Origin of the sequence: Stanieria cyanosphaera PCC 7437 (genome assembly GCF_000317575.1) — a bacterium.
Taxonomy (GTDB): domain Bacteria; phylum Cyanobacteriota; class Cyanobacteriia; order Cyanobacteriales; family Xenococcaceae; genus Stanieria; species Stanieria cyanosphaera.
The window spans coordinates 4,554,429-4,579,340 of the sequence record NC_019748.1 but is presented as its reverse complement, the minus strand read 5'-3'; the positions used below and the strand labels follow the sequence as shown (position 1 = coordinate 4,579,340).

Annotated in this window: 26 protein-coding genes; 24 read left to right on the top strand and 2 right to left on the bottom strand. The window is 36.9% G+C overall.

Annotated features, from left to right (window positions below; genetic code table 11):
• Positions 1-21: 21 nt before the first annotated feature.
• From rpsH to STA7437_RS19975, 24 genes are all read left to right on the top strand, one after another.
• On the top strand, positions 22-423 hold the full coding sequence (gene rpsH / locus STA7437_RS20085; RefSeq protein ID WP_015195220.1) for a 30S ribosomal protein S8: 402 nt from the start codon (positions 22-24) through the stop codon (positions 421-423).
• 18 nt (positions 424-441) lie between these two features.
• Complete coding sequence (gene rplF / locus STA7437_RS20080; protein ID WP_015195219.1) at positions 442-981, top strand: 50S ribosomal protein L6; 540 nt, start codon at positions 442-444, stop codon at positions 979-981.
• A 3-nt stretch (positions 982-984) separates the two neighbouring features.
• A complete protein-coding gene (gene rplR / locus STA7437_RS20075) occupies positions 985-1,347 on the top strand; it encodes a 50S ribosomal protein L18 (RefSeq protein WP_015195218.1) in 363 nt (120 codons plus the stop codon).
• Between the two features lie 28 nt (positions 1,348-1,375).
• Entirely contained in the window at positions 1,376-1,906 is a 531-nt protein-coding gene (rpsE, locus tag STA7437_RS20070; protein ID WP_015195217.1) for a 30S ribosomal protein S5, read from the top strand.
• A 24-nt stretch (positions 1,907-1,930) separates the two neighbouring features.
• Positions 1,931-2,377, top strand: a complete 447-nt coding sequence (rplO, locus tag STA7437_RS20065) for a 50S ribosomal protein L15 (RefSeq protein ID WP_015195216.1) — start codon at positions 1,931-1,933, stop codon at positions 2,375-2,377.
• A 123-nt stretch (positions 2,378-2,500) separates the two neighbouring features.
• Entirely contained in the window at positions 2,501-3,811 is a 1,311-nt protein-coding gene (gene secY / locus STA7437_RS20060) for a preprotein translocase subunit SecY (protein WP_015195215.1), read from the top strand.
• Between the two features lie 152 nt (positions 3,812-3,963).
• Positions 3,964-4,518: an adenylate kinase gene (locus tag STA7437_RS20055; RefSeq protein ID WP_015195214.1), complete on the top strand. Its 555-nt coding sequence runs from the start codon at positions 3,964-3,966 to the stop codon at positions 4,516-4,518.
• Between the two features lie 143 nt (positions 4,519-4,661).
• Positions 4,662-4,886: a translation initiation factor IF-1 gene (infA, locus tag STA7437_RS20050; protein ID WP_041620229.1), complete on the top strand. Its 225-nt coding sequence runs from the start codon at positions 4,662-4,664 to the stop codon at positions 4,884-4,886.
• A gap of 108 nt (positions 4,887-4,994) precedes the next feature.
• Positions 4,995-5,108, top strand: coding sequence for a 50S ribosomal protein L36 (gene rpmJ, locus STA7437_RS25600; protein WP_015195212.1), 114 nt, complete (start codon positions 4,995-4,997; stop codon positions 5,106-5,108).
• A 61-nt stretch (positions 5,109-5,169) separates the two neighbouring features.
• Complete coding sequence (gene rpsM, locus STA7437_RS20045) at positions 5,170-5,553, top strand: 30S ribosomal protein S13 (RefSeq protein WP_015195211.1); 384 nt, start codon at positions 5,170-5,172, stop codon at positions 5,551-5,553.
• Positions 5,554-5,601: 48 nt separating this feature from the next.
• On the top strand, positions 5,602-5,994 hold the full coding sequence (gene rpsK / locus STA7437_RS20040; RefSeq protein ID WP_015195210.1) for a 30S ribosomal protein S11: 393 nt from the start codon (positions 5,602-5,604) through the stop codon (positions 5,992-5,994).
• 80 nt (positions 5,995-6,074) lie between these two features.
• Complete coding sequence (locus tag STA7437_RS20035; protein WP_015195209.1) at positions 6,075-7,064, top strand: DNA-directed RNA polymerase subunit alpha; 990 nt, start codon at positions 6,075-6,077, stop codon at positions 7,062-7,064.
• A 15-nt stretch (positions 7,065-7,079) separates the two neighbouring features.
• The gene (rplQ, locus tag STA7437_RS20030; protein WP_015195208.1) at positions 7,080-7,430 is read left to right on the top strand and encodes a 50S ribosomal protein L17; all 351 of its coding nucleotides are present in this window, start codon (positions 7,080-7,082) and stop codon (positions 7,428-7,430) included.
• A 15-nt stretch (positions 7,431-7,445) separates the two neighbouring features.
• A complete protein-coding gene (truA, locus tag STA7437_RS20025) occupies positions 7,446-8,288 on the top strand; it encodes a tRNA pseudouridine(38-40) synthase TruA (RefSeq protein WP_015195207.1) in 843 nt (280 codons plus the stop codon).
• A 41-nt stretch (positions 8,289-8,329) separates the two neighbouring features.
• Entirely contained in the window at positions 8,330-8,785 is a 456-nt protein-coding gene (gene rplM, locus STA7437_RS20020) for a 50S ribosomal protein L13 (protein ID WP_015195206.1), read from the top strand.
• A complete protein-coding gene (gene rpsI, locus STA7437_RS20015) occupies positions 8,785-9,198 on the top strand; it encodes a 30S ribosomal protein S9 (protein WP_015195205.1) in 414 nt (137 codons plus the stop codon). Before rplM ends, rpsI begins: the two co-directional genes overlap by 1 nt.
• A 36-nt stretch (positions 9,199-9,234) precedes the next feature.
• Positions 9,235-9,480 (top strand): 50S ribosomal protein L31, encoded by a 246-nt coding sequence (gene rpmE, locus STA7437_RS20010; RefSeq protein WP_015195204.1) that lies wholly within the window; start codon positions 9,235-9,237, stop codon positions 9,478-9,480.
• A gap of 120 nt (positions 9,481-9,600) precedes the next feature.
• Positions 9,601-10,713, top strand: a complete 1,113-nt coding sequence (prfA, locus tag STA7437_RS20005) for a peptide chain release factor 1 (RefSeq protein WP_015195203.1) — start codon at positions 9,601-9,603, stop codon at positions 10,711-10,713.
• 736 nt (positions 10,714-11,449) lie between these two features.
• Positions 11,450-12,643 carry a response regulator gene (locus tag STA7437_RS20000; protein ID WP_015195202.1) on the top strand — a complete coding sequence of 398 codons (1,194 nt, stop codon included), beginning with the start codon at positions 11,450-11,452 and terminating at the stop codon, positions 12,641-12,643.
• A 9-nt stretch (positions 12,644-12,652) separates the two neighbouring features.
• Positions 12,653-13,015: a response regulator gene (locus STA7437_RS19995; protein WP_015195201.1), complete on the top strand. Its 363-nt coding sequence runs from the start codon at positions 12,653-12,655 to the stop codon at positions 13,013-13,015.
• The gene (locus STA7437_RS19990) at positions 12,999-13,562 is read left to right on the top strand and encodes a chemotaxis protein CheW (protein ID WP_015195200.1); all 564 of its coding nucleotides are present in this window, start codon (positions 12,999-13,001) and stop codon (positions 13,560-13,562) included. The genes STA7437_RS19995 and STA7437_RS19990 overlap by 17 nt, the downstream gene beginning before the upstream one ends.
• A gap of 186 nt (positions 13,563-13,748) precedes the next feature.
• Positions 13,749-16,580, top strand: coding sequence for a GAF domain-containing protein (locus STA7437_RS19985; protein WP_015195199.1), 2,832 nt, complete (start codon positions 13,749-13,751; stop codon positions 16,578-16,580).
• Between the two features lie 14 nt (positions 16,581-16,594).
• Positions 16,595-19,741 (top strand): hybrid sensor histidine kinase/response regulator, encoded by a 3,147-nt coding sequence (locus STA7437_RS19980; RefSeq protein WP_015195198.1) that lies wholly within the window; start codon positions 16,595-16,597, stop codon positions 19,739-19,741.
• 34 nt (positions 19,742-19,775) lie between these two features.
• Positions 19,776-20,270: a chemotaxis protein CheW gene (locus tag STA7437_RS19975; protein ID WP_015195197.1), complete on the top strand. Its 495-nt coding sequence runs from the start codon at positions 19,776-19,778 to the stop codon at positions 20,268-20,270.
• Between the two features lie 138 nt (positions 20,271-20,408).
• Here STA7437_RS19975 and STA7437_RS19970 read toward each other — a convergent pair whose 3' ends face one another.
• Positions 20,409-21,500 (bottom strand): D-alanine--D-alanine ligase family protein, encoded by a 1,092-nt coding sequence (locus STA7437_RS19970; RefSeq protein WP_015195196.1) that lies wholly within the window; start codon positions 21,498-21,500, stop codon positions 20,409-20,411.
• Positions 21,501-21,887: 387 nt separating this feature from the next.
• Positions 21,888-24,911 (bottom strand): exonuclease subunit SbcC, encoded by a 3,024-nt coding sequence (gene sbcC / locus STA7437_RS19965; protein WP_015195195.1) that lies wholly within the window; start codon positions 24,909-24,911, stop codon positions 21,888-21,890.
• Position 24,912 lies beyond the last annotated feature (1 nt).

Sequence of the window (24,912 nt, the reverse complement as noted above, 5' to 3'; positions counted from 1 at the left end):
GGAGACTAAAAGTAAGTAATAATGGCGGCAAACGATACTATCTCAGATATGCTGACTCGCATTCGTAATGCCTGTATGGTCAAGCATCCAACTACCCAAGTACCGGCAACCAACATGACTCGTAGCATCGCGCAAGTTCTTGCTAGTGAAGGATTTATAGATGGCTACGAAGAATCAGGTGAAGGCATCAAAAAATATTTGGTAATTACCCTTAAATATAAAGGGAAGAATCGTCAACCAATTATTAACACTCTCAAACGAGTAAGCAAACCAGGATTGCGAGTTTACTCAAGACAAAAAGATTTACCTCGTGTCCTTGGTGGCATTGGTATTGCAATTATTTCTACCTCTCATGGGGTGATGACAGACCGCGAAGCTCGTCGTCAGGGAATTGGCGGTGAAATCCTCTGTTATGTCTGGTAGTACAAGGAGTAATTATTCATGTCTCGCATTGGCAAGCGTCCCATTCCGATTCCCAATAAAGTAACAGTAAATATTCAAGAACGTTACGTTACAGTTAAAGGTCCCAAGGGAACTTTGGAGCGAGAATTACCAAGCCTCGTTTCCGTTAAACAAGAAGGAGAAACTCTACTGGTCGTTCCAGAAGACGAATCTCGCAAAGCACGTGAACGTCACGGTCTATCCCGTACTCTAGTTGCCAATATGGTTTCTGGAGTAGCCGATGGATTTGAAAAGCGTCTGCAAATTCAAGGTGTAGGTTATCGCGCCCAAGCTCAAGGCAAAAAATTAACCCTCAACGTTGGCTACAGTAAACCAGTAGAAATGACTATGCCTGATGGGATTCAGGTAGCAGTAGAGAAAAATACTGAAATTACTGTTAGCGGTATTGATAAGGAAGTTGTTGGTAACGTAGCTGCTAAAATTCGAGCGGTACGTCCTCCCGAACCTTACAAAGGTAAAGGGATTCGTTATTTAGGGGAAGTTGTTAGACGTAAAGCTGGTAAAACAGGTAAGAAATAAACTATGAAGTCTTCTCGTAAACAATTAGTACAACGTCGTCATCAACGAATACGCAGAAAAGTAAATGGCACTGCCGAACGTCCTCGTTTATCTGTGTTTCGTTCTAATCAGCATGTTTATGCTCAAATAATCGATGATGTTGCTCAACATACTTTGGCAGCAGCATCTACTCTAGATTCTGGTTTAAAAACAGAATTATCGTCTCGTGCTACTTGCGAAGCGTCGGCTGCTGTAGGTAAATTAGTTGCTCAACGAGCATTAGAGCAAGGAATAACCAAAGTAGTCTTTGACCGAGGCGGTAATCTTTATCATGGTCGAATTAAAGCTTTAGCTGAAGCTGCTCGCGAAGCAGGTTTAGATTTCTAACCAAGCAACATCAAGAGGAACTCAAATTATGGCAAAGACTCAGTCACGGAAAAAAAGAAACCGTGCCAAAGAAAAAGAAACTAATTGGCAAGAAAGAGTAGTTCAAATTCGCCGTGTTAGTAAAGTTGTCAAAGGTGGTAAAAAACTCAGTTTTCGCGCCATAGTTGTAGTTGGCAATGAAAAAGGACAAGTAGGGGTTGGAGTTGGTAAGGCAGCAGATGTGATTGGTGCCGTTCGCAAAGGTGTAGCGGATGCGAAAAAACAACTAATCGAAGTTCCTTTAACCAAATCTAACTCGATTACCCATGTTATCAATGGTGCTGCTGGCGGAGCTAGAGTATTTATGCGTCCTGCTGCTCCTGGTACTGGTGTAATCGCTGGTGGTGCTGTCAGAACAGTTTTGGAATTAGCAGGCGTTAAGAACATTTTGGCAAAACAACTGGGTTCTAATAGTCCTCTTAACAATGCTAGAGCAGCTATTGACGCTTTAGAAACTTTACGCGCTTTCTCAGAAGTTGCTAAAGAAAGAGGTATTACGCTTGAGCAAATCTATGCTTAATCGATCTTTTGAGGAAAATATTCTATGAAATTAAACGAACTTACTCCCAAACCTGGCTCGAAAAAACGTAGACGTAGGATTGGTCGTGGCATTTCTGCGGGACAAGGAGCAAGTGGTGGTTTTGGGATGCGTGGTCAAAAATCTCGTTCTGGAACGGGAACTAAACCTGGCTTTGAAGGTGGACAAATGCCGCTTTATCGTCGAATTCCTAAACTAAAACATTTTCCTTTAGTTAATCCTAAACAATACACCACGATTAATGTAAGTCAATTAAATACTTTGCCAGCTAATGGTGAAGTAACATTAGAATCATTAATCACCAATGGTATTGTCACCAGTAATGATGGTTCTCTAAAAGTTTTAGGCAATGGGGAATTAAATGTCGCTTTGGTCGTGAAAGCAGCAGCTTTTACAGCTAGTGCTAAACAAAAAATTGAAGCTGCTGGTGGCAGTTGTGAAATAATTGAATAATTAGAAAGTTATTGCGTTTGGTATATCATAAGTTTGAAGGTAACAAAACAAAAAAAAATAATAAGATTTACCATCAAAAAACTTATTTAATTGCCAATCAAATCAAACCAGAGGTAACCTTTCATGGTTCGAGATAAAACGCCAACCGCACAAGAAACTTTTTTACAAATGGCGCAAGCAGCGGGTCTTAGAGGTCGGCTGCTTGTCACCATTGGTCTTTTAATATTAGTACGCTTAGGTATTTTTATTCCTGTACCTGGTATTGATCGAGCGAAATTTGCAGCCGGGATTCAAAATCTTCCAGTTTTAGGTTTTTTAGATATTTTTACTGGAGGTGGACTTTCTGCTCTTGGTATTTTTGCTTTAGGAATTTTACCTTTTATTAATGCTTCTATTATTATGCAGTTGCTCACAGCAGCAATTCCTTCCTTAGAAGACTTACAAAAAAACGAAGGAGAAGCAGGAAGAAGAAAAATTTCCCAAATAACTCGTTATGTTGCTTTAGGTTGGGCAATCATACAGAGTTTAGGAATTACGATTGGTTTACTTCGTCCCTACGCTACAACTCCAGGAATTTGGTTTGTAGTTGAAACTGTAGTTGCTTTAACTGCTGGTTCAATGTTTGTGATGTGGGTATCGGAATTAATTACCGAACGAGGAATTGGTAATGGAGCTTCTTTACTCATTTTTGTGAATATTGTAGCTGTATTGCCCAAAACATTGGGTCAAACTATTGAATTTGCCCAGAAAGGTGGCAGAGAAGCCGTTGCTCAAGTGGTAATTCTGCTCCTGGTTTTCTTGGTAATGATTATCGGGATTGTGTTTGTTCAAGAAGGTACTCGTCGTATTCCAATTATTTCCGCTCGTCGTCAAGTTGGCAGAAGGCTATATCGGGAAAGAACTAGCTATCTACCTTTGCGACTCAATCAAGGCGGAGTTATGCCCATTATTTTTGCTTCGGCAGTATTAATTTTGCCTTCTTCTTTAGCAGGATTTGTGGGTGGTGAAGGTACAGTTGGTCAAATTGTCAATCAAATTGCGATCGCTTTACAACCAGGTAACTGGACTTATGTAGCTTTTTATTTATTGCTGATCGTATTTTTCAGTTACTTTTATGCTTCTTTAATCGTTAATCCTGTAGATATGTCTCAAAATCTTAAGAAGATGGGAGCTTCTATTCCAGGTATTCGTCCTGGTAAGGCAACTAGTACTTATTTAGAAAAGGTTTTAAATCGCTTAACCTTTTTAGGAGCAATCTTTTTAGGTATTGTGGCAACTGTTCCTACTTTGGTTGAAGGAGCTACCGGAGTTACCACTTTTAGAGGATTAGGAGCTACTTCACTCTTAATTTTAGTAGGGGTAGCAATTGATACAGCCAAACAAATTCAAACTTATGTGATTTCTCAACGTTATGAAGGCATGGTTAAACAGTAATTTTGAGAAACCTTAGTTTAGTAAATAAAAGGTTTTGGAGGACACCAAACTAAGAAAGTACAAGGGAAAAGGGCAAGATTAAAAACTTATTCAACTGTTTTAGTCTTTAACCTTTTTACCCAAGCTCTTTTGATAGCCGTGTAACAATTATAGTGAAAAGATTAATATTTTTAGGACCACCTGGCGCAGGAAAAGGCACTCAGGCTCAAATTTTATCTAAGCTTTATCATATTCCCCATATTTCCACTGGCGATATTCTTAGACAAGCAGTTAAAGAACAAACTATTTTAGGAAAAAAAGCTCAGAGTTATATGGATCGAGGGGAATTAGTCCCAGATGAATTGATGCTTGACCTTATAGAAGAACGTTTAGGTCAATCAGATACAGAAAAAGGCTGGATTTTAGACGGTTTTCCTCGTAATGTCAGTCAAGCTGCTTTCTTAGAAAAACTTTTACAAAAAATAAATTTATCAGCCGATTTTGTTTTGAATTTAGAAGTGCCTGATGAAGTTTTAATTGAGCGAATGCTAGCTAGAGGTAGAAAAGACGATAATAAAGAAACTATTAGCCGTCGCTTGGAAATTTATCGCGAACAAACTGCTCCAGTAATTGACTTCTACCGTCGGCGTGATTTGCTTAAAGTTGTCAATGGCGATTTAAATTTGGAAAATGTTACTTCTTTATTAAGAAGTGTAATGGATAGTTAAGTTTAGCTAGGCATTAATAATAAATAATAGGACTAGCCTTTTGATAAGATTTATTAAACAGGCTAGAATTTATATCTGTGCGATTATTTTTACTGTTATTACCAATCAAAGGTAACAGTTTTGAACTAACGGAGGAAAAAACTTTGGCTAAACAAGATTTGATTGAAATGGAGGGGACAGTTACTGAATCTCTTCCTAACGCTATGTTTCGGGTTGATTTAGATAATGGATTTAATGTTCTTGCTCATATTTCGGGTAAGATTAGGCGTAATTATATCAAAATTTTGCCTGGAGACCGAGTTAAAGTAGAATTAACTCCCTATGACCTGAGCAAAGGCAGAATTACTTATCGCTTAAAAAATAAATAAATTGCAGATATTTGAAGTGATATTATCATCATTTGCGGGATAATAACATTTGACATAAGAGCAAAATATAAATAAAATTATAAGCTTGCAGTGTTGCCAAAATTAGGCATGAAAGTTAGACCATCAGTAAAAAAAATGTGTGAAAAATGCCGCGTCATCCGTCGTCGCGGTCGTGTCATGGTGATTTGTAATAATCCGAAACATAAGCAACGTCAGGGTTAGTTATTTTTGACCAAGACAATAAAAGATTAGTAGTAACAAAACCAATAGGGAGAAAAAAAACGTGGCACGAGTTTCTGGCGTAGACCTCCCCCGTGACAAGCGTGTTGAAGTCGCGCTGACTTATATTTACGGGATTGGTTTATCGCGGTCTCAAGAAATATTAGCAGCAACGGGGGTTAACCCTGATACTAGGGTCAGAGATCTATCTGATGAAGATGTCGCTACCTTGCGATCGCATATTGAAACCAACTATCAAGTCGAAGGAGATTTGAGACGTTGGGAAGCAATGAACATTAAGCGTTTAGTAGATATTGGGACTTATCGTGGTCGTCGTCACCGCATGGGTTTACCAGTAAGAGGACAAAGAACTCGTACTAACGCTCGTACTCGTCGTGGTAGAAAATTGACTGTCGCAGGCAAGAAAAAACCCCCAGGCAAAAAATAATTACCAATTTAGTTCAATTGATTTTAGTAACTACAATAGCGAAGTAATATGGCGCAACCAAAGAAAAAAAGCGGCGCAAAAAAACAAAAAAAGAATGTTCCTAACGGAGTTGCCCACATTCAATCTACTTTTAATAACACAATTGTGACTATTGCTGATACGAAAGGAGATGTTGTCTCTTGGGCATCAGCAGGGTCTAGTGGTTTTAAAGGGGCTAAAAAAGGAACTCCTTTTGCTGCCCAAACTGCTGCTGATAGTGCAGCTAAAAGAGCGATGGAACAAGGAATGCGCCAAATAGAAGTTATGGTCAGCGGACCTGGGGCAGGCAGAGAAACAGCGATTAGAGCTATTCAAGCTGCTGGTTTAGAAATTACTCTAATTCGTGATGTTACCCCTATTCCTCATAACGGCTGTCGTCCACCAAAAAGACGTAGGGTATAACAGTACCAGCACCAGGTTAGTAATTCAGTAGTAATTCGTGCTGTTTACAGTTCGCTGTCAAGCAGAAGGGAGGTCAGTCTGTGGCGCAATTTCAAATCGAATGTATTGAGTCTAAGACTCTAAAAAATCAAAATCAGTATAGCAAATTTGTTCTCGAACCTCTCGAACGTGGTCAAGGGACTACATTAGGCAATGCTCTAAGAAGAGTTTTATTGTCAAATTTAGAGGGGGCTGCTGTCACAGCAATTCGGATTGGTGGGGGAATGGCAAAAGATGAAAACAGACAAGAACATAAGTTTGGTTTTGCTACCCACGAATTTGCCACGATTGAAGGAGTAAGAGAGGACGTTTTAGAAATTATTCTAAACATGAAAGAAATTGTCCTCAAAAGCTACACCAATCAGCCCCAAATTGGTCGTTTGGTCGCGACCGGACCTGGAACAGTAACCACTGGTCAGTTCGATGTGCCTTCAGAAATCGAAATCGTCGATCCTAATCAATATGTTGCTACTTTAGCCGAAGGAGCAACCTTAGAGATGGAATTTCGGATTGAAAAAGGCAAAGGTTATCGAGCGGTTGAAAGAGGTAGAGAAGAAGGAAGCTCTTTAGATTTTCTGCAAATTGATGCTGTCTTTATGCCTGTTACTAAAGTCAATTACAGCGTTGAAGATGCTCGCGTAGATGGTTCAGGAATCAGAGAAAGACTGATGCTTGAAATTTGGACTAATGGCAGTATCAAGCCTGAAGAAGCTCTATCTCAGGCAGCAGGAATAGTAGTAGACTTGTTCAATCCTCTAAAAGACTTAACTTTAGAAGAGATTCAAGACGACTATATTGAAGACGAAGATCCTACTAGTCAAATTCCCATTGAAGAACTACAACTTTCCGTTAGAGCTTATAACTGTCTGAAACGGGCGCAAATTAATTCTGTGGCAGATTTGTTGGATTATACCCAAGAAGACCTCTTAGAAATTAAAAACTTTGGTCAAAAATCGGCAGATGAAGTTATTGAAGCCTTACGTAAACGATTGGGAATTACTTTACCTCAAGAAAAATCAGCTAAAACATAAAGGAGATAACTCGGAATGCGTCATCGATGTAAAGTTCCACAATTGGGATTGCCAGCCGATCAACGGCGGGCATTGTTGCGTTCTTTAGCAACAGAAATTATCCGTAATGGTCAAATTACTACAACTTTAACTCGTGCCAAAGCAGTACGCAAAGAAGTTGAAAGAATGATCACCTTGGCAAAAAATGGTTCGTTAGCAGCTAGAAGACAAGCTCTAGCTTATCTTTACGATAAAGATTTAGTTAGCGAACTATTCAGAGAAGTCAATAGTCGTTATAGCGATCGCGCTGGAGGTTACACTCGAATTGTCAGAACCAAGCGTCGTCGAGGAGACAACGCAGAAATGGCAATTATCGAGTTAGTGTAAATGGATTGAGGAGGGATGATTAATCATCAACAACATTTGATTAAAAATCCTGATTCGGTCCAAAGAGTTGCTTTGGTAATTCAGTATTTGGGAACAAATTTTCATGGCTGGCAACGACAACCTAATCAAAGAACTGTACAGGAAGAGATAGAAATCGCTTTAGCTTCTGTAGTTGGTCATTCTGTAATAATACATGGAGCAGGACGTACCGATGCAGGAGTCCATGCAGCAGCCCAAGTAGCTCATTTTGAATATGTAGGTCCAATTCCTGCTGTCAAATGGGCAAAAATTCTGAATAATAAATTGCCACAAGATATACTAATTAGAGCTTCCGCTCAAGTATCCCCTACTTGGCACGCTCGTTTTTCTGCTTTGTGGCGACGTTACCGTTATACCATCTATACAGATAAACAACCTAATTTATTTGTTCATTCTGTCAGTTGGCATTATTACCAAACTCCTTTAGAAGAATCTCTCATTCAAACTGCTTTAAATCCTTTGATTGGAAAGCATCATTTAGCTGCTTTTAGACGTTCTGGTTCTCAAAGAAAACATTCTTGGGTAGATATACAAGAGGCGGAATGTTATCGTAACGGTTCTTTTCTTAATTTAGAGATTCAAGCTAATGGTTTTTTGTATGGCATGGTAAGACTATTAGTAGGAATGCTGATAGAAGTAGGAACAACAGAGCGATCGCCAGAAGACTTTACCGAACTTTGGCAAAATCAAAGAAGAGAAGAAGTTAAGTATTCTGCCCCAGCAAAAGGGTTATGCTTGTTGAGAGTGGGTTATCCAGAATTTCCTTTCCCAAAACAAGTCTGGTACGATACTCAACCAAGTTTTACCCTAGCTCATTAAACTAAATATCTTAAACTAATCCACTAAATATTCTCAAGAAAATGAATAAAACTCCTTTACCCACTCAAGAAACTTTAGAACAAAAATGGTATGTAGTTGACGCTGCCGAGAAACGTTTAGGTCGTCTCGCTTCGGAAATCGCTATCATTTTACGAGGAAAAAATAAACCAACTTTTACTCCTCATATGGATACAGGTGACTTTGTTATTGTGGTTAATGCTGATAAAGTTGTGGTTACAGGGAGAAAAAGCAGCCAAAAACTCTATCGTCGTCATTCTGGTAGACCTGGAGGGATGAAAGTAGAAACTTTCGAGCAACTTCAAACTCGTATTCCTGAAAGAATTATTGAGCAAGCAGTCAAAGGGATGTTACCCAAAAATTCTTTGGGTAGAAAACTATTTACTAAGTTAAAAGTTTACTCGGGTTCAGAACATCCACACCAAGCACAACAACCAGAAGTTTTAAATATCAATACTATTCCTGTCGGAGGTAAATAATGCAAACAACAGAATCACAAGACCGAGTAGTTTACTGGGGTACTGGTCGTCGTAAGTCTTCAATCGCTAGAGTTCGTTTAGTACCTGGTAATGGACAAATTGTTGTCAATAACAAACCAGGAGAAGATTATTTTAATCGTATTCCCGGTTATCTTCAAGGGATCAAAGCTCCTTTAGAAACTTTAGGCTTTGAAAACGAGTACGATATATTAGTTAATGCTCATGGTGGTGGTCTAACTGGACAAGCTGATGCAGTTAAACTAGGTGTAGCAAGAGCTTTATGTCAACAAGACCCTAACAATCGACAACCACTTAAAACTGAAGGATATTTAACTCGCGATCCCCGTTCTAAAGAACGTAAAAAATACGGTTTACACAAAGCCCGTAAAGCACCTCAATACTCGAAACGATAAAATTATACTTAGGAAGATAAAACAAAGATTGAAATTATGCCTAAACCTGATATTCATCCTACTTGGTATCCTGAAGCGAAAGTCATTTGTAATGGCGAAGTTGTTATGACAGTAGGTTCGACTCAACCAGAAATTAATGTTGATGTTTGGTCTGGAAATCATCCCTATTTTACTGGAACTCAAAAAATCATTGATACCGAAGGGCGAGTTGATCGCTTTCTGCGGAAATATGGGATGCTTGATAGTAAATCCGACGCTTCTAATTCAAACAAAGAAAAATAGTAAATTAATTTTTTTTATTTTCCCAGCAGTTGCTTCATTTTTGGCTGCTGGGTTTGTTGTATTTATTTTCTGTAAATCTCAATTAAAACAATTAACTATTGCATTTTGGAGTTATCGATCATGGCTGAAGTTTATTTATTAGAAAAACTAAAATCGGTAGAACAAACTTATCAAGAATTAACTCGTCGTTTGGGAGATCCTGACATTGCTACTAATCCAGATGAGTTACAAAAAATAGCAAAAATCCGTTCTTCTCTAGAAGAAACTGTAAATACTTATGAGGAATGGAAAAAAGCAACCGAAGAATTAGCTGGTGCTAAAGAAATTTTTAAAGAAGCTGGTGGTGATTCTGAAATGAGAGAAATGGCAGCTTTAGAAGTTGATCAATTAGAGGAAAAAATCAATCAACTAGAAAGCAGACTCAAAATTTTATTGCTGCCTCGCGATCCTAATGATGATAAAAATATTATGTTGGAAATTCGGGCTGGTACTGGTGGTGATGAAGCGAGTATTTGGGCTGGTGATTTGGTAAGAATGTACTCTCGGTATGCGGAATCGCAAAACTGGAATGTCAAGCTTGTCAGTGAATCTTTGGCTGATATGGGAGGTTTTAAAGAGGCGATTTTAGAAATTCAGGGAGATTCTGTTTATAGTAAGCTTAAATTTGAGGCGGGAGTTCATCGAGTCCAGCGAGTTCCTGTAACCGAAGCAGGGGGAAGAGTTCACACTTCTACTGCTACAGTAGCAATTATGCCAGAAGTCGATGAAGTAGAAGTACAAATCGATCCCAAAGATATTGAATTGAAAACTGCTCGTTCCGGTGGTGCAGGTGGACAAAACGTGAACAAAGTAGAAACGGCAGTCGATTTAATTCATAAACCAACAGGAATTAGAATTTTTTGTACCGAAGAGCGATCGCAACTACAAAACCGTGAACGAGCGATGCAAATTTTACGAGCTAAATTATACGATATGAAGTTAGCCGAACAACAACAAGAAGTTAGAGGTTTAAGACAATCTCAAGTAGGAACGGGAGCGCGTTCAGAAAAAATTCGTACTTATAATTACAAAGATAATCGTGTTACTGATCATAGATTAGGACAAAATTTTGCTTTAGCCAGTGCGTTGGAAGGTAATATTGAAGACATGATTCAATCTTGTATTTCTCAAGATCAACAAGAGCGATTAGCTGCACTTGCCAATTCTCCTGATACAGCAGAAGCTTTGAATTAAATTAGTCAAAAGCGATCGCTTTTAATTTCAAGTGAACGGTACACCCGTTCTGAATCCTTCGCTTTGCTCGAGGATAAACTCCTCGAATGGGAAAGGAACTGAAGAATCTCGGCAGTACCTGCGTTCACTGCATCTGAGCAATCAATAGTTAAATAGCGCGATCTCGCCCAGGAGCGAGGCGCAGAAGCGATCGCGCTTTTAATCCTTAATCAGTAGCTCTAAAAAAAGTTATTTGTTGTTTTTAGAGCAAGATCATGATGTTCTAACCTAAAAATGTACTGCTATACATATTACATCTTGAAGTAACGTAATCAAAAATAGATAAATAAAACAAATTTATTTCAAATTATATTTGGTGACTAGTAATTTTTTCTTATTCAATTTAAATATTTAAATCTTATCTCTTCTTCATAACAAATTTAAAATCTTTTATTGAAAATAAATATAATAAACCAGCAATAATACCTAGACTAACAGTAATTAAAATAAAAATTTTTAGGCTCAAAACTAAGCTTATTTTTAACTAATTTTTCAATTCCTTTAAATTATTTGTTACTTAATTTAACATTAGATTTTTTAATGCTTGAGCAATATTTTGGTTTAAATTTTAAACTCAAAAATGTGCGCTTAAGTTGATATTTTTTTTAAATATTTGGGAATTATAAATAGAAAGAAAAAATATATTAATTTACTTGGTTTGAGATTAACTAGAGTAAATAAATATGAGGAGATTATAATGCAGCAACTAGAGCCAGATTTAAGCTCAGAAAATATAACATCTAATTTATTGCAATTTAAGTTGTTACAGTTAAAAGAAACAGCTTATAGCGGAAGTTTAAAAGTCAAGACCACTACAGATTTGAGTTGGACATTAAATTTTCGTCTTGGACGTTTAAGTTGGAGCACTGGCGAAAGCAATTTAGAGAATCGATTTCAGCGACAGTTGACGTTTTGTTGTCCTGAAATTGTTAAAACTGAATTGAAAAAATTTGAATCTCAAACCTCAAAAAATAAAGAATGTGAGTTTTTAGTACAGCTACAAAGAAAGCAATTAATTCAAAAAACGCAGCTTACTAGCTTGATGATCAATGTAGCAATTGAAGTGTTGTTTGATATTCTTCAATATATTAATCAAACTCGCGATCGCTTATCTTTTGAAATTAATTTTAACGATCCTAATAGCAAGTTGGGGTTGCTTTTACCTTTTATAGAAACAGAAATAATTTTCAAAAAAGCTACCAAAGCTTGGCAGCAATGGCAAGGTGTGGGATTGGGAGCTTATTCACCCAACTTATTTCCCATCATTCAACAACCAACACAACTCCAAAAACAAATTATTTCTAGGGAACAACAACAAGTTATTTCCTTAATCAATGGAACACAAAATCTAAGAGATTTAGCACTTAAAAGTCGGCAAAACATCGTTAGTTTAACTCAATCCCTGATTCCATTAGTCGATCTAGGTGTGATTTCTTTTTCTAGTGTTCCTATCGTTAAAAGCTCTGACTTTCAAGTTATTGAGCAAGAAAACACTGCCAACTCAAATTCCTTAGAAAAATCACCTTTAATAGCTTGTGTTGATGATAGTCCTTTGATCTGTCAGGCTTTAGAAAAAATTATTACTAAACAAGGTTATCGCTTTATTTGTATTCAGCAGCCGATTAAGGTAATCCCGACACTGTTAAAAAATAAGCCTGACTTCATCTTTTTAGATTTGTTAATGCCCATCATTAATGGTTACGAACTTTGCGCTCAACTTAGGCGAACTCCAAGCCTTCAAAATATCCCAATTGTGATTTTAACAGGTAAAGATGGTCTAGTCGATCGCATGAGAGCCAAGTTAGTCGGTTCAACAGATTTTCTTTCTAAACCAGTAGAGTCCGAATTAGTTCTGAACATTCTTGACAAATTTTTAGCCATAAAAAAATAAATCTGAATTATGAATAAAGTTCTTTTAGTTGAAGATAGTCTAGTAGAGACAGAAAAGTTGACTAGCTTGTTAGAAAAAAAAGGATTTTCTGTGCTTGGGGTTCGTAGTGGAGAAGAAGCCCAACTGATATTAAAAAGACAAAAACCCAATCTTATTCTATTAGACGTAATTTTACCTGGATTGAGTGGCTTTGAGCTTTGTCGAAAACTTAAAGCCAACCCAGAAACTCAAACAATTCCCATCGTAATATGTTCAACCAAAAATAAGGAAGTTGATAAAACTTGGGGCAAAATGAGCGGTGCTGATGCTTATTTGACCAAACCAGTAGATGAAACTACATTACTACAGACAGTCAATGAATTTATCAAATAAGAAAACTTTGCTTCCAGCAACCAAGGCTTTTACTTCACTGGCAAACAGCGAAGAAATGCTTCAGTTTGGCAATAGATTGCAGCAAAATGGCGAAAGATTTCTCAAATTTAGTCTTAATACAGAAATTAATGCTTTAGTTTCCCTCTCAGATTTGCGTGGAGTAGTCGATGTAACTCTTAAAGAAATTTTGCCAGTTCCTCAAATAGCAGAGTTTTTATTAGGAATAATGAATTGGCAAGGAGAGGCAATTTGGATCATAGATTTAGCAAATTTACTAGGAGCAGTACATTGGAGTCGGCGATCGCCTATGCCTCAATCTGGCATGGTACTGCTGGTGGAGTTAGAAAACCACAACCATAAGATCGGGCTTTTAGTTGAGCAAATTAAAGGAATTGAAATTTATGAGCGTCAATTTTGTTGTAGCGTTTCCCAACTCAGTTCGCTTGAACCATTACATGGTTTTTTACAAGGTTATTTTCTTGATGCTGACGGAAATTCTTTAATGCTCTTAGATGTTCGAGCGATTACTACTGTCTTGCAAACTTAATTTTATTTCCAGCGGTTTTCGTGCCTAGTAGACGAAGTTTAAGCAGACTCGATCCGTTTTGAACCACATCATTGATATCAGGCAGCAGGCAAAAAGCAGATGAAAAAAGTTGATTAAGTGTGTTCTATTCCACTAAAAATCGCTGTAATTTTTTTAGCTATTAACTACCAAACAAAAAGGTGTTTTATGAATAAACCAGATGAAGTATCTATGGAATCAATCTCGAACGTAGAGCAAACTGCTGACAAATATTTAAAAGAAGCAAAAGTATTAGAATCTCAACAATCAAATCAAGATTCTCCAATTCAAACTGATTGGTCACAAACAACAGAAACTAGTTTATTTAAACAAGAGCAAATTCGTTTTGAAAAAATTCGCCAGCAAATTCATCAATTAACTGAGCGCGACAGCTTATTAAATACAACAGTAGCAGCCCTTCGAGAGGATTTACAAGCTAGCCGTGTTTTGATTTATCGCTTCAACAATAGTACTAGTGGTCAAGTAATAGCTGAATCTTTAGTTTCAGGTTGGACTCCTAGTTGGAAAGAAAATCTTCCTTGTTTGGTTTTTGGCGCTCAACAAGCAGCAGATTACTCAAACCAAATAGTAACCATTAAAGATCTTGCCCAAACTAGACTTACTCCTTATCAGATGCAATTGCTAGAAAAATTTCAAGTTAAAGCATCTTTGAGTTTGCCAATTTTGCTAAAAACTAATACAGCACAGGTTGACTCTGAAGGGGTTTGGGGTTTGTTGGTGATACACCAATGCGATCGCCCTCGTCAGTGGCAAGAAACGGATATTATTTTAGTCGAGCGAATCATTAAAGAACTAAGTTTAGCCATTCATTATACAGAAATAGTTTCAGGGCGAGAACATGATGCTCTTAGGGAAAAAACTTGTAATAAAGTTTTGGAAAAAATTCGCAACTGTTCGGAATTAAGTACTATTTTTAAAACGGTTACTCAAGAAGTAAGAAAACTGCTACAAGCAGACCGAACTGTAATCTATCAATTTAATTCTGATTGGAGTGGAAAAGTTGTCGCTGAATCGGTAGGTAGCGGTTGGGTGTCTTTGTTGGTTGAACAAAATAATGATGAACCGGATAGCTTTTTGCGCGACACTCAAGGAGGAGAATATGTTAGGGGGCAAAGATTTTCGGCGGTAGAGGATATTTATAGCCAAGATTTTTCCTCCTGTTATGTAGAGTTGTTAGAAAAATATCAAGCTAAAGCTTATTTAATTGTCCCGATTTTCCAAGGAGAGAAACTGTGGGGTTTGTTTGCTTCTTATCAAAACTCCAGTTCTCGTCACTGGCATCAATCGGAAATTGATTTGATGATGCAGATTGGCAACCAATTAGCCGTAGCTGTGCAACAAGCACAATTGCTAGAAAAAATTCACAAGCACGATCACGAATTAGTACAAAGCAACGAAAGAGAAACTGCGATTGTGCAATTTTCGGCGCGATTGGTAAGTCGTTTAGCCGAACTAGCTGGAGAAAGTACCGATACCAATACTATTTTAAACTTTGCTGCTAGCGAACTGCGTCAAGTGTTGAAGTTAGACCGAGTTGGAGTTTTTCGCTTTTATCCTGACTGGACAGGAGAATTCATCGTTGAGTCTGTGGGCAGTAATTGGTTAAAGCTAGTTGGAACGGAACTAGCTCAGGTTAGAGATACTTATCTTCAAGAAACTCAAGGAGGACGTTATGTTCGCCGTGAGACTCTTATGGTAAACGATATTTATCAAGAAGATTATAACCAATGCCACTTAGAGCTTTTAGAGCAATGGGGTACTAAAGCTTATGCGATCGCGCCAATTTTCCAGGGAGAAAAGCTCTGGGGACTTTTAGGAATTTATCAAAATGATCGTGTTCGTCATTGGGAAGTTTTTGAACGGGCAATTTTAGAGCAGGTTGCTACTCAAATTGGTGTTACTCTACAACTTTCAGCCTATCTTGTGCAGGTACGCTCTCAAGAACAGCAGTTGAGCGAAGTCGCTGAACGAGAACGAACCGAAAGAGAAAAGCTTCAACAAGGAGCTTTAAAAGTTCTTCGTGCTTTAGAGCCTTCTTTCTCTGGAGATCTTACCGTTCGAGCTCCTTTATCTGATGATGAAATTGGCACGATCGCTGATGGCTACAATACTACTATTCAAACTATGCGGGAGTTAGTCAGGCAGGTTCAGCTAACTGCCAATCGCGTTAGTCAGACTTCTGATCATAATACTACATCAGTGACTAAATTATCTAGCGAAGCTCAACAGCAGGTAGAGCGTTTACAACTAGCTTTACAAGAACTACAACTCATGGTTTCTTCCACTCAGGCAGTGACAGCTAATGCTCAAAAAGTTGAACAGGCACTTCAAGAAGCCAACCGCACTGTTAATAGTGGTGATTTATTAATGGAAAGAACAGTAGACAGTATTTTAGAGATGCGAGAAACTGTCTCTGAAACAGCTAAAAAAATTAAACGTCTTGGTGAAGCTTCGCAAAAGATTTCTAAGGTAGTCAATTTAATTGAAAACTTTGCTACTCAAACTAATTTACTCTCTTTAAATGCAGCGATCGAGGCAACCCGTGCTGGCGAATATGGTAAAGGTTTTGCTGTTGTAGCCGATGAAGTTCGTTCATTAGCTTATCAATCTGCTAACGCAACCACAGAAATTGAACGATTGGTTGACGAAATTCAACTTGGCATCAAAGAAGTAACTGAAACGATGGAGCTTGGTATTACTCAGGTAGTTCAGGGGTCTAATTTGGTCAACGAAACTCGTCAAAGTCTGAGTGAAATTGTTACTGTTACTAATCAGATTAGCGAACTTGTAGAAGGAATTTCTCGAACAACTATGACTCAAAGTCAGCAGTCTCAAAGCTTAACGCAAGCTATGACCGAAGTTTCTACACTGGCACAAAATACTCTTGAAAGTTCAACTGTAATTTCTCAATCTTTTCAAGAACTATTGACAACTTCTCAAGAACTACAAACTAGCGTCAGTCAGTTCATAGTAGATTAATCAGGATTATTGTTATGAGTATCGATTCAGATGAGAGAGAGGAACTTTACCAATACTTTCTGGCTGAAGTTCCAGACTTATTAAAAACAATTGAAGAGACTTTAATTAGTTTGTTAGAGGAAAAAACGGTCGATAAAGTTCATACTTTAATGCGTAGCGCTCATACTCTTAAAGGAAGTGCTGCTAGCATTGAGTTAGAAACTATTCAGGCTATTGCTCACCAATTGGAGGATGTTTTTGAAGCTTTATATTCTCCTGAACTAGAAATTGACCCTGAATTAGGTTCGCTGTTGTTGGAAGGTTATGAATGTTTGCGTACTCCTTTATCCGCTACTTTAGCTGATTTTGCTTTTGATGAAATTGCAGTCTTAGAACAAACCACCGCAGTTTTTGAGCAATTAAGGACTAGACTAGGAGATTTTTTAGAGCGAGAAGCACCCATTTTTTCTTCAGAAGAACTTGGTTTTGATGTAGTTGGCTCAATTTTTACCGAAACTATTCCTCAAGAGCTAGAACAACTAGCAGCAGTTATTGCTAATAACGAACCCCAGCAGATCGAAGAATTGCTTCGCTCTCAGGCAGAGTTTTTGATCGATTTGGGAGCTTCCTATAGTTTACCAGGATTACAGGAAATTGCTCAAACCGTTCTTCAGGCATTAGCACAACACCCCGATCAAGTCATCCCCATTGCTCAGGCAGCGTTAGAAAATTTTACCCAAGCTAAGACCTCGATTGTAGCAGGAGAGCGCGATCGCGGTGGTGAAGTCAAGAGCGAACTACGTCAATGGACAGAATCTCTAACACCCTCTTGCAATTTAGATGTTGAGGCAATTGTTCCTTATCTTGACTCTATTGTAGAAGTAGAAAATGCTGAACTAGTTATGGTAAATACTACTAACAATTTGGAGTCAGATTTTACTCTGCTAGAACAACCAATAGAATCAGAAGCTGAGACGGTTATTGAAAACAGTATTTTGCCAACAGCAGAGTTAGTAGAAACTAGAGCTAAATATTCTCCGCTCGATCAAATTCTTCAGTCAATTTGGACAGGTAAAACAGAACCTTCAATTTTTGCTGCTGAAACTACTAATAATGCTGAAGCAACTTCTGTAAATCCTTCTCCCCAGATAGTGAAAACACTTCCTAGTATACGTGTGGCAATTGAGCAACTTGATCGGCTTAATCATACGATAGGGGAACTTTTTATTAAAGAAAATCAACAAAATTTACAATCTGAGCGATTACAACGTTTTACTGTAGAAGCCTTGGAGCAATTTCGTCTTTGTCAACAACAGCTTTCTCGCATACAGGATTGGTCTGACAAATATTTACTTCATTCTTATTCTCTACAAAAAAAACAAGCTTTGGGAGTATTTTTGCCATCTTCGTCTTTCTCTTCTCCTCAGCAGAAGGTATCTCAATTTGATGTTTTGGAGATGGATGTTTACAGCGAACTGCATCTTTTACTCCAAACCTTAGCAGAAAGCGTCATGCAACTGGGTCAGCGAATCGAAACAATCGAAAAAGTGTCTCAGCAAAGTCATCTTCAGATCAGTAAACGTAAACAACTCCTTAATCACGCTCAGGAAGAACTATTTCAAGCAAGAATGGTTTCTTTGAGTACGGTATTCAATCGGTTTCCGCGCCTTTTACAACAACTCGTTGCCACGCATGGTAAACCTGCCGTTCTCAAGTTGAGAGGTACAGAAGTAATGGTAGATAAAGCGATCGCAGAAAAACTTTATGACCCTCTACTTCATCTAATTCGGAATGCCTATGCTCACGGATTAGAATCTACTTCTGTTCGCCTTCAACAAAGAAAATCAGAAACTGGACAAATTAATATTCGCGCTTATCACCAAGGCAATTTGACTACTATTGAAGTTCAAGATGACGGAGGCGGGTTAAACTGGGAAAGCATTCGTGCTAAAGCGATCGCAAGCCAAATCATGACTCCTTTAGAAGCTGCTAATGCTTCAGAAGCTCAACTAATCGAAGTTTTATTTAAACCAGGATTTTCGACAGCCTCAACCCTGACTGATTTATCCGGTCGCGGTGTTGGTTTAGATGTAGTGTGGAATCAGGTGCAAGCTCTTAAAGGCTCTATTTCTGTACGTTCTGTATTAGGTCAAGGAACAACTTTTGTTTTACAATTGCCTCTTTCTTTAACTACTGCTCGTTTATTGCTTTGTCAAAATCAAAATATCATTTACGCTCTTCTATCTACAGAAATTAACCAGATTATTTTACCTTTACCACAACAAATCCACACTCAAACTACTTTAAGCGGACAAAAACAAACATTTTTGCGTTGGGGCAATGAAAGTAATCCAGAACTTATTCCTATTTGTGCTTTTGCTGATTTACTTCAGTATGAGTATCCTCTTGTTTCGGAAAAAGATGGTTCTGTGCTTAGTTTCTTTCCTCTCAAGCAACAAAATCAGTTTCAGCCTTTGTTGATGTTACAGATTCACAACCAAAAACTATGTTTAAAAGTAGAACAGATTTTAACTGAGCAAGAATTGGTTATTAAAACTCTTGGTAATATAGTTGCTTTACCGAATTACATTCAAGGTTATAGCGTTTTAGGCGATAGTAGTCTTGCTTTAGTAATTAATCCTGTCGAATTAGTTGCTGACGCTCAAAGAAGCAATGTAATTTCTAGTTCTGCGGTCAAAGTAAACACTAGTTTAAAACCTGTTTTTGCTTCTCAACCAAATTTATTAATGCTAACAGAAGCAATTAAAAAATCAAACAATACAACTATTTCAAATGCTGCTGAAGTTCCTAAAATCTTGGTCATAGAAGATTCAGTGGTTCAACGACAAAGTTTAAAACTTACCCTAGAAAAAGGTGGTTATCAAGTAATCCAAGCAGGAAACGGTCAAGAAGCGATCGCTTACTTTAAAGAAAATCCCGAAATCACTTTGGTAATTTGTGATGTCGAAATGCCAGTCATGAATGGTTTTGAGTTTCTTGATTATTGCCGTAATGACAGTAGCTTATCTCAAGTTCCCATAATTATGCTTACTAGTCGTAGCTCTCCCAAACACCGTCAAACTGCTTTGTCATTGGGAGCTAAATTTTACCTAACCAAACCCTATTCTAATCAAGAACTTTTAGAAACTCTTGCTCAACTAATCAATTTTTCTCAGATTTGATTTTAATTATTTTATATTTATAGGTTCTATTTTTATGCTCAATCTGTTTTCTCCTCGCCAGAGGTTGTTTAACAAAACCGATTCTGCTCAAGCTAGCTTACGAGCAATTATTTTTTCGATTAAAGATTATTGGTTTGCTCTTCCAATTGAGGCTGTGATTAAAATTCTTCCCTGTCCCCCGATTAACAGCCCCAGTAAAGAAGGTATTAGCATTGTCGATTTAGAAGATCGAACGATCACAGTTGTAGATTTACTATACAAATTAAATCATCTCGAAGAAGGAAATGAAATAGAAAAAATTTGTGGTCTACAACGTTTTTTAATTTTAACCATGACGCAAACAGAAGAGATATTCGGTCTTTTAGTTGAGCATTCTCCTACGTTGATTGATATTCCTTTGAATTCAATTCGTACTGTACCATTATCTTACCGTCACGTTATTGAACTTAATTTTGTCAAACAAATGGCAATTTTAACTGATACACAAGAACATAAACTGCTTAAAGTGTTTCTTCTTGGAACAGTTTGATCTTAGGTTTGTTGAAACAACTAGATGTTGTAGCTGACGAGGAGACTAGGAGATAACTATAACGTCCTAATCTTTCTTTGTACTCTATTCTTTCTTGGCCTATCTTAAAAGCAATTTGCTTTAATTGAGTAGAAAAAATTAATTATGATCAGCGTTAGTATATTTAAATAAAGAACCACAAGCTACACGGGTTCGTTTGGCTGCATTGTTCCATAACATTAATGCTACTTCTTCTAATTTTTGATTGTCTGCTTCTAACATTCTCGACAATACACTAGCATTGATAAACGACCAAAAAGAACAAGATTCTAGCAGATAGGGTTCTTGAGTTTCTGAATGGATGCGAAAATCATAGAGGGAATAATCGCGACATCCTAAAGCACAATGAGCATTTTTGACTGCTTCAGCTAGTTTATCCCATAATTCGGGAGATATTTTAGCTGGACAAGCAATATTTACTGGTTGTCTGAAGAGCATTCCATCAGATTTAGTGCCTAGTTTACTATCTACAGTTCTAATTGGTTTGTCTTCGGTTAATAAATATTCAATTGCAGGTAAAACGTATAATTCCTCTTCTTTTTCGATTACACCAACGCGCAATTCTCTACCTGGGATGTATTCTTCTATTAACAAAACATCATCATATTCAAACCCTATTTGCAAAGCAGTTTCGATTTCAGATTCTTGTTTGACTAGAGTTATCCCCATCGAATTATCTTCAGAATTTGGTTTGACGACAAAGGGTAAATTGATAGTTAAACTATCGCCTCTTTTAAATTGCTGTGCTTTTGCGATCCGAACGCCTACAGATGATACGATGTTTCTGGTATGAGATTTATTAGTAGCTAATGCGTTACACTCTGCTCTAGAACCTACTACAGGAATACCTACAATATCTTCAAACAAGGCTCGATAACTAGTCATTCCAGGAAAACAAAACATATGAGGCACAACTACATCGACTTGAGGTAATCGAGCGATCGCTGTTGGAAAAGGTATTTTAGCAGATAGTTTGTCTAAAGATTCACCAAGTTGCCATAAACCATCGGGATGCACTACGGCGTAATAACTTCTTACCTTTGCTGGTTGCACTACTTCCCGTGCATAGATCAGAGACAATTTGTAGTAAAATTGGGAGACAGCAGAACCAACTAGATGTAAAACTGATAAAGAAGGAGTCTGTAAAGAAGATTCGAGTCGATCTGTCGAAAATATTTTGCTTGTCGTCATAATTTAGTAATTGTACAAAATTAATTCCATGCTTGAGATAGGTTATCGGTGTCAGCTAATGCGGGCGAAAATAAAGCCTTTGAGCTTTTACCTAATACCTAACCAAATCATGCATTGTGTAAATAGTTGTGCTTAGGTATTTAATTTTTAGCAATAATTAGGTAATCAAAAATACCAATTTTGCAAACACAGAATATTTTAAGATTTATGTCTTACTTTTGACGTGATACTTTCGATAGAAGTACAGAGAAACTGGATTGAGAAGTAAAAAGTAGAAGGCAGAAGTATAAAAGTTAATTAGTTGTGTTCTATTCAACTGAAAAACACGGTAATTTTTGATTACTTCCATGCATCTGTACACATTTATCTTTTGCATTTTTATACTAATTAATTAGATAGACGTAATAAAGAACCGCGATCGCTTTTATAAACTTCAATTCTGGTTTGAAAGGCTTCTTTGAATTGAGGCATATGGGTAACTGTTAAGATACAGGCAAAATCCGATGCGATCGCATTAATGGCTGCAACTAATCTTTCACAACCTTCACTATCTTGAGTACCAAATCCTTCGTCTACTATCAGTAATTGTAGAGAAGTTCCTGCTCTTTGTGCTAGAAGTTTTGCTAAGGCTAAACGAATTGAAAAGTTAATCCGAAAAGCTTCTCCACCAGAATAGGTTTCGTAGGGGCGAGTACCTCTAGCATCTGCGATTAAAATATCTAAAGTATCGATTAGTTTAGTAGTTTTTTTACTGCTACTTTTACCTGCTTTTTGAGTTAAAAATTGAACGTGAAATTGGTTTCCAGTTAATCGAGCTAAAATATGATTAGTTTCTGCTTCTAGTTGCGGTAAGATATTTTCAATCATTAAAGCTTGAATGCCATTTTTACCAAAAGCTTGTCCTAATTCTTGATAAATTCGATAATTTTTGTCAATTTCTTTGAGTTGTTGGCAGTTAGTTGTATATTGATTTTTAAGTTCTTTAATTTGAACTAAGGTTTGTTGTAATCTTCCTGTTTGAATAATTAATTCATCTAATTGTTGACGACGTTGATGAATTTGTTGTTCTAAAGTTTTAATTTCCTGGCGATAATCGTTAATTTGTTCTCGTTGAGTAATATAATTATCAATTTGTGTTTGACTAACAGTTTTATCTTGTAATCTTAATTCTAATAATTGTTGTAATTCTTGCAGACGAATTTGCAATTGGGGATACTGTTGTTTGGCTTGAGTTAATTCTTGATAGCGTACGTACCAAGTTTGAGCCTGACGAAGTTGAGTAAGAAGGTTTTGATGTTGAGTTTGATCGTAACCTAATTGAGCAATTGTTTGTTGTACTTGTTCAATTTGTTGTTGAATTTCTGAAGTGGTATGTAATTGTTTGATCTCTTGTTGTAAAGATTGAATTTGTTCTAATAATTGTGGTTTTTGGCTTTCTAGATTAGCTTGTCTTTTTTTAGCATCTTCGATTTTTACTTGTTTAATTTCTGCCCATCGCCAACGTTCTACTTCTCCTCTAACTAAAGCATGAGTTTGTTCATCATAATTAAAATTTTTTATTTCATTATTTAGTTGAGTTAAATCTAATTGCAATTCTTGAGCATAGTTACCAGTTCCTAATAAGTTTTCTAATTCTTCTTGTTCTGCTTTAATATTTTTAAGTTGTTTATGAATTTCTCCTGTTGCTTCTAATTGAGCTTCTAATTGTCCTATTTGTAATTGCAGAGAGTCATAAGTTGTTAATTCATGGTCTAATTGTTTATATTCTTTTCTTAATAATTGTAATTCTCTTTCACAAGCAGCTAACTGTTCTCTAATTACCCAAATTTGTTCTTGAATTTCCTTTTGTTGTTTTTGAGTTTTATCAATTACATGACTGCGATGATGTTCATCTAATTCTCTTTCGCATAAAGGACAAACTGCTTCGGGAATACCTAATAAATCTAGTTTTTGTTGTAATTCTTGAAACTGTCTTTCATAAACTCTTTGATTTGCTTGTAAAGTTGTTTGAAAATCTCTTCTTTCTTCTCCTTTTTCTCTAACTCTTTTTTGATAAACTTTCTTTTTATCTAGTTCGTCAATTTGAGCGTCGATAGTTAAGACTGCCTGACGCATTTGTGGTACTTTAGCAATTTGTTCAGCTAACTGTTCAGAAGCTTGTTGAATTTGCTCTAGTTTAACATTGAGTTTAGTTTCTGTTTTTTCAATTTCGAGTTGCAGATTGTTTTTTTGTTGTAATAAAGGAGCGACATATTGTTGAATTCGGTCTAATTCTACTAATCTTTGACGATGGAGATTGAGTTGTTCTAAACCTGCTTCTACTTCCGAGGAACGAGCTAAAACTTGCTCGATTTCTTGTTCTTGTTGCTCAACCGCTTCTAAACGAGTTTCTACCTGACGAATTTGTAAATTTAATTCATTATTTTGTTGATTTAATTGTTGTTCTAATTGAGTTAATTGCTTTTGTACCTGTTGATAAGTGGCAAATTTAGCTAAAAAATCTTTTTCTTGTTCTTGCCAACTTAATAATTGATTATACTGCTGAACAATTTCTGGTTCTTGGGCAATTAATTGTTCTAGTTGCTGTAATTGAATTTGTAAGAAATTTAAATCTTTTGATAAGCGATCGCAATCTTGAAGCAGATTTTGGTATTGTGTTTCTTGAACTGTAATTTGTTGTTCCCAGGCTTGACGTTGATGTTCAATTACTTGTAAATCTTGTAGACGAGTACTATTTTGTTCTTGTAATTGTTGCAGTTGATTAATTTGAGTTTCTAAACTAATTAATTCCTGTTGTGTAAACTTTTCCTGCGCTAATTGTTCTTCTAATAAAACTATACTTTGTCTCAGTTGTTCTGCTTGTCCTTTATATTCTTTAGCCAAATCTTTTGACTGTACTGCTAACTGTTCATAACGATCTAATTTTAATAAATCTGCTAAAATTTGTTTGCGATCGCTTGGACGACGCAACATAAATTCATCTGCCCTTCCCTGTCTTAAATAGGCAGAATTAATAAACGTATCATAATCTAACTTTAAAGCAGTAGTAATTTCCTCTTGAGTTGCTTTCATTCCCTTAGCAGTAATCGAACGAAACCTGCCCGACTCAGTTACCACCTGAAATTCCAACGCACTACTTTTTCCCCGAGATCTACTGCGGATAATGCGATAAGTTTGTTGATGACAAATGAAATCAAAATCAACTCGCACATGATTTACTCCTGCATGAATCACATCATCTTCTGTTGCTGTACGAGTTTTTCCCCAAATTACCCAAGTAATTGCTTCGAGTAAAGAAGATTTTCCTGCCCCATTCGCCCCACAAATACAAGCAGTATGTAATCCTCGAAAATCTAAAGTTGCTTCACGATAACTTAGAAAGTTTTTCAGCGTTAGTTGTAAAGGAATCATG

Bases quoted from the DNA above. Each gene is read 5' to 3' on its own strand.
- rpsH (WP_015195220.1), top strand. From the start codon at position 22: ATGGCGGCAAACGATACTATCTCAGATATGCTGACTCGCATTCGTAAT.
- rplF (WP_015195219.1), top strand. From the start codon at position 442: ATGTCTCGCATTGGCAAGCGTCCCATTCCGATTCCCAATAAAGTAACA.
- rplR (WP_015195218.1), top strand. From the start codon at position 985: ATGAAGTCTTCTCGTAAACAATTAGTACAACGTCGTCATCAACGAATA.
- rpsE (WP_015195217.1), top strand. From the start codon at position 1,376: ATGGCAAAGACTCAGTCACGGAAAAAAAGAAACCGTGCCAAAGAAAAA.
- rplO (WP_015195216.1), top strand. From the start codon at position 1,931: ATGAAATTAAACGAACTTACTCCCAAACCTGGCTCGAAAAAACGTAGA.
- secY (WP_015195215.1), top strand. From the start codon at position 2,501: ATGGTTCGAGATAAAACGCCAACCGCACAAGAAACTTTTTTACAAATG.
- rpmJ (WP_015195212.1), top strand. From the start codon at position 4,995: ATGAAAGTTAGACCATCAGTAAAAAAAATGTGTGAAAAATGCCGCGTC.
- rpsK (WP_015195210.1), top strand. From the start codon at position 5,602: ATGGCGCAACCAAAGAAAAAAAGCGGCGCAAAAAAACAAAAAAAGAAT.
- rplQ (WP_015195208.1), top strand. From the start codon at position 7,080: ATGCGTCATCGATGTAAAGTTCCACAATTGGGATTGCCAGCCGATCAA.
- truA (WP_015195207.1), top strand. From the start codon at position 7,446: ATGATTAATCATCAACAACATTTGATTAAAAATCCTGATTCGGTCCAA.
- rplM (WP_015195206.1), top strand. From the start codon at position 8,330: ATGAATAAAACTCCTTTACCCACTCAAGAAACTTTAGAACAAAAATGG.
- rpsI (WP_015195205.1), top strand. From the start codon at position 8,785: ATGCAAACAACAGAATCACAAGACCGAGTAGTTTACTGGGGTACTGGT.
- rpmE (WP_015195204.1), top strand. From the start codon at position 9,235: ATGCCTAAACCTGATATTCATCCTACTTGGTATCCTGAAGCGAAAGTC.
- prfA (WP_015195203.1), top strand. From the start codon at position 9,601: ATGGCTGAAGTTTATTTATTAGAAAAACTAAAATCGGTAGAACAAACT.
- STA7437_RS20000 (WP_015195202.1), top strand. From the start codon at position 11,450: ATGCAGCAACTAGAGCCAGATTTAAGCTCAGAAAATATAACATCTAAT.
- STA7437_RS19995 (WP_015195201.1), top strand. From the start codon at position 12,653: ATGAATAAAGTTCTTTTAGTTGAAGATAGTCTAGTAGAGACAGAAAAG.
- STA7437_RS19990 (WP_015195200.1), top strand. From the start codon at position 12,999: ATGAATTTATCAAATAAGAAAACTTTGCTTCCAGCAACCAAGGCTTTT.
- STA7437_RS19985 (WP_015195199.1), top strand. From the start codon at position 13,749: ATGAATAAACCAGATGAAGTATCTATGGAATCAATCTCGAACGTAGAG.
- STA7437_RS19980 (WP_015195198.1), top strand. From the start codon at position 16,595: ATGAGTATCGATTCAGATGAGAGAGAGGAACTTTACCAATACTTTCTG.
- STA7437_RS19975 (WP_015195197.1), top strand. From the start codon at position 19,776: ATGCTCAATCTGTTTTCTCCTCGCCAGAGGTTGTTTAACAAAACCGAT.
- STA7437_RS19970 (WP_015195196.1), bottom strand. From the start codon at position 21,500: ATGACGACAAGCAAAATATTTTCGACAGATCGACTCGAATCTTCTTTA.
- sbcC (WP_015195195.1), bottom strand. From the start codon at position 24,911: ATGATTCCTTTACAACTAACGCTGAAAAACTTTCTAAGTTATCGTGAA.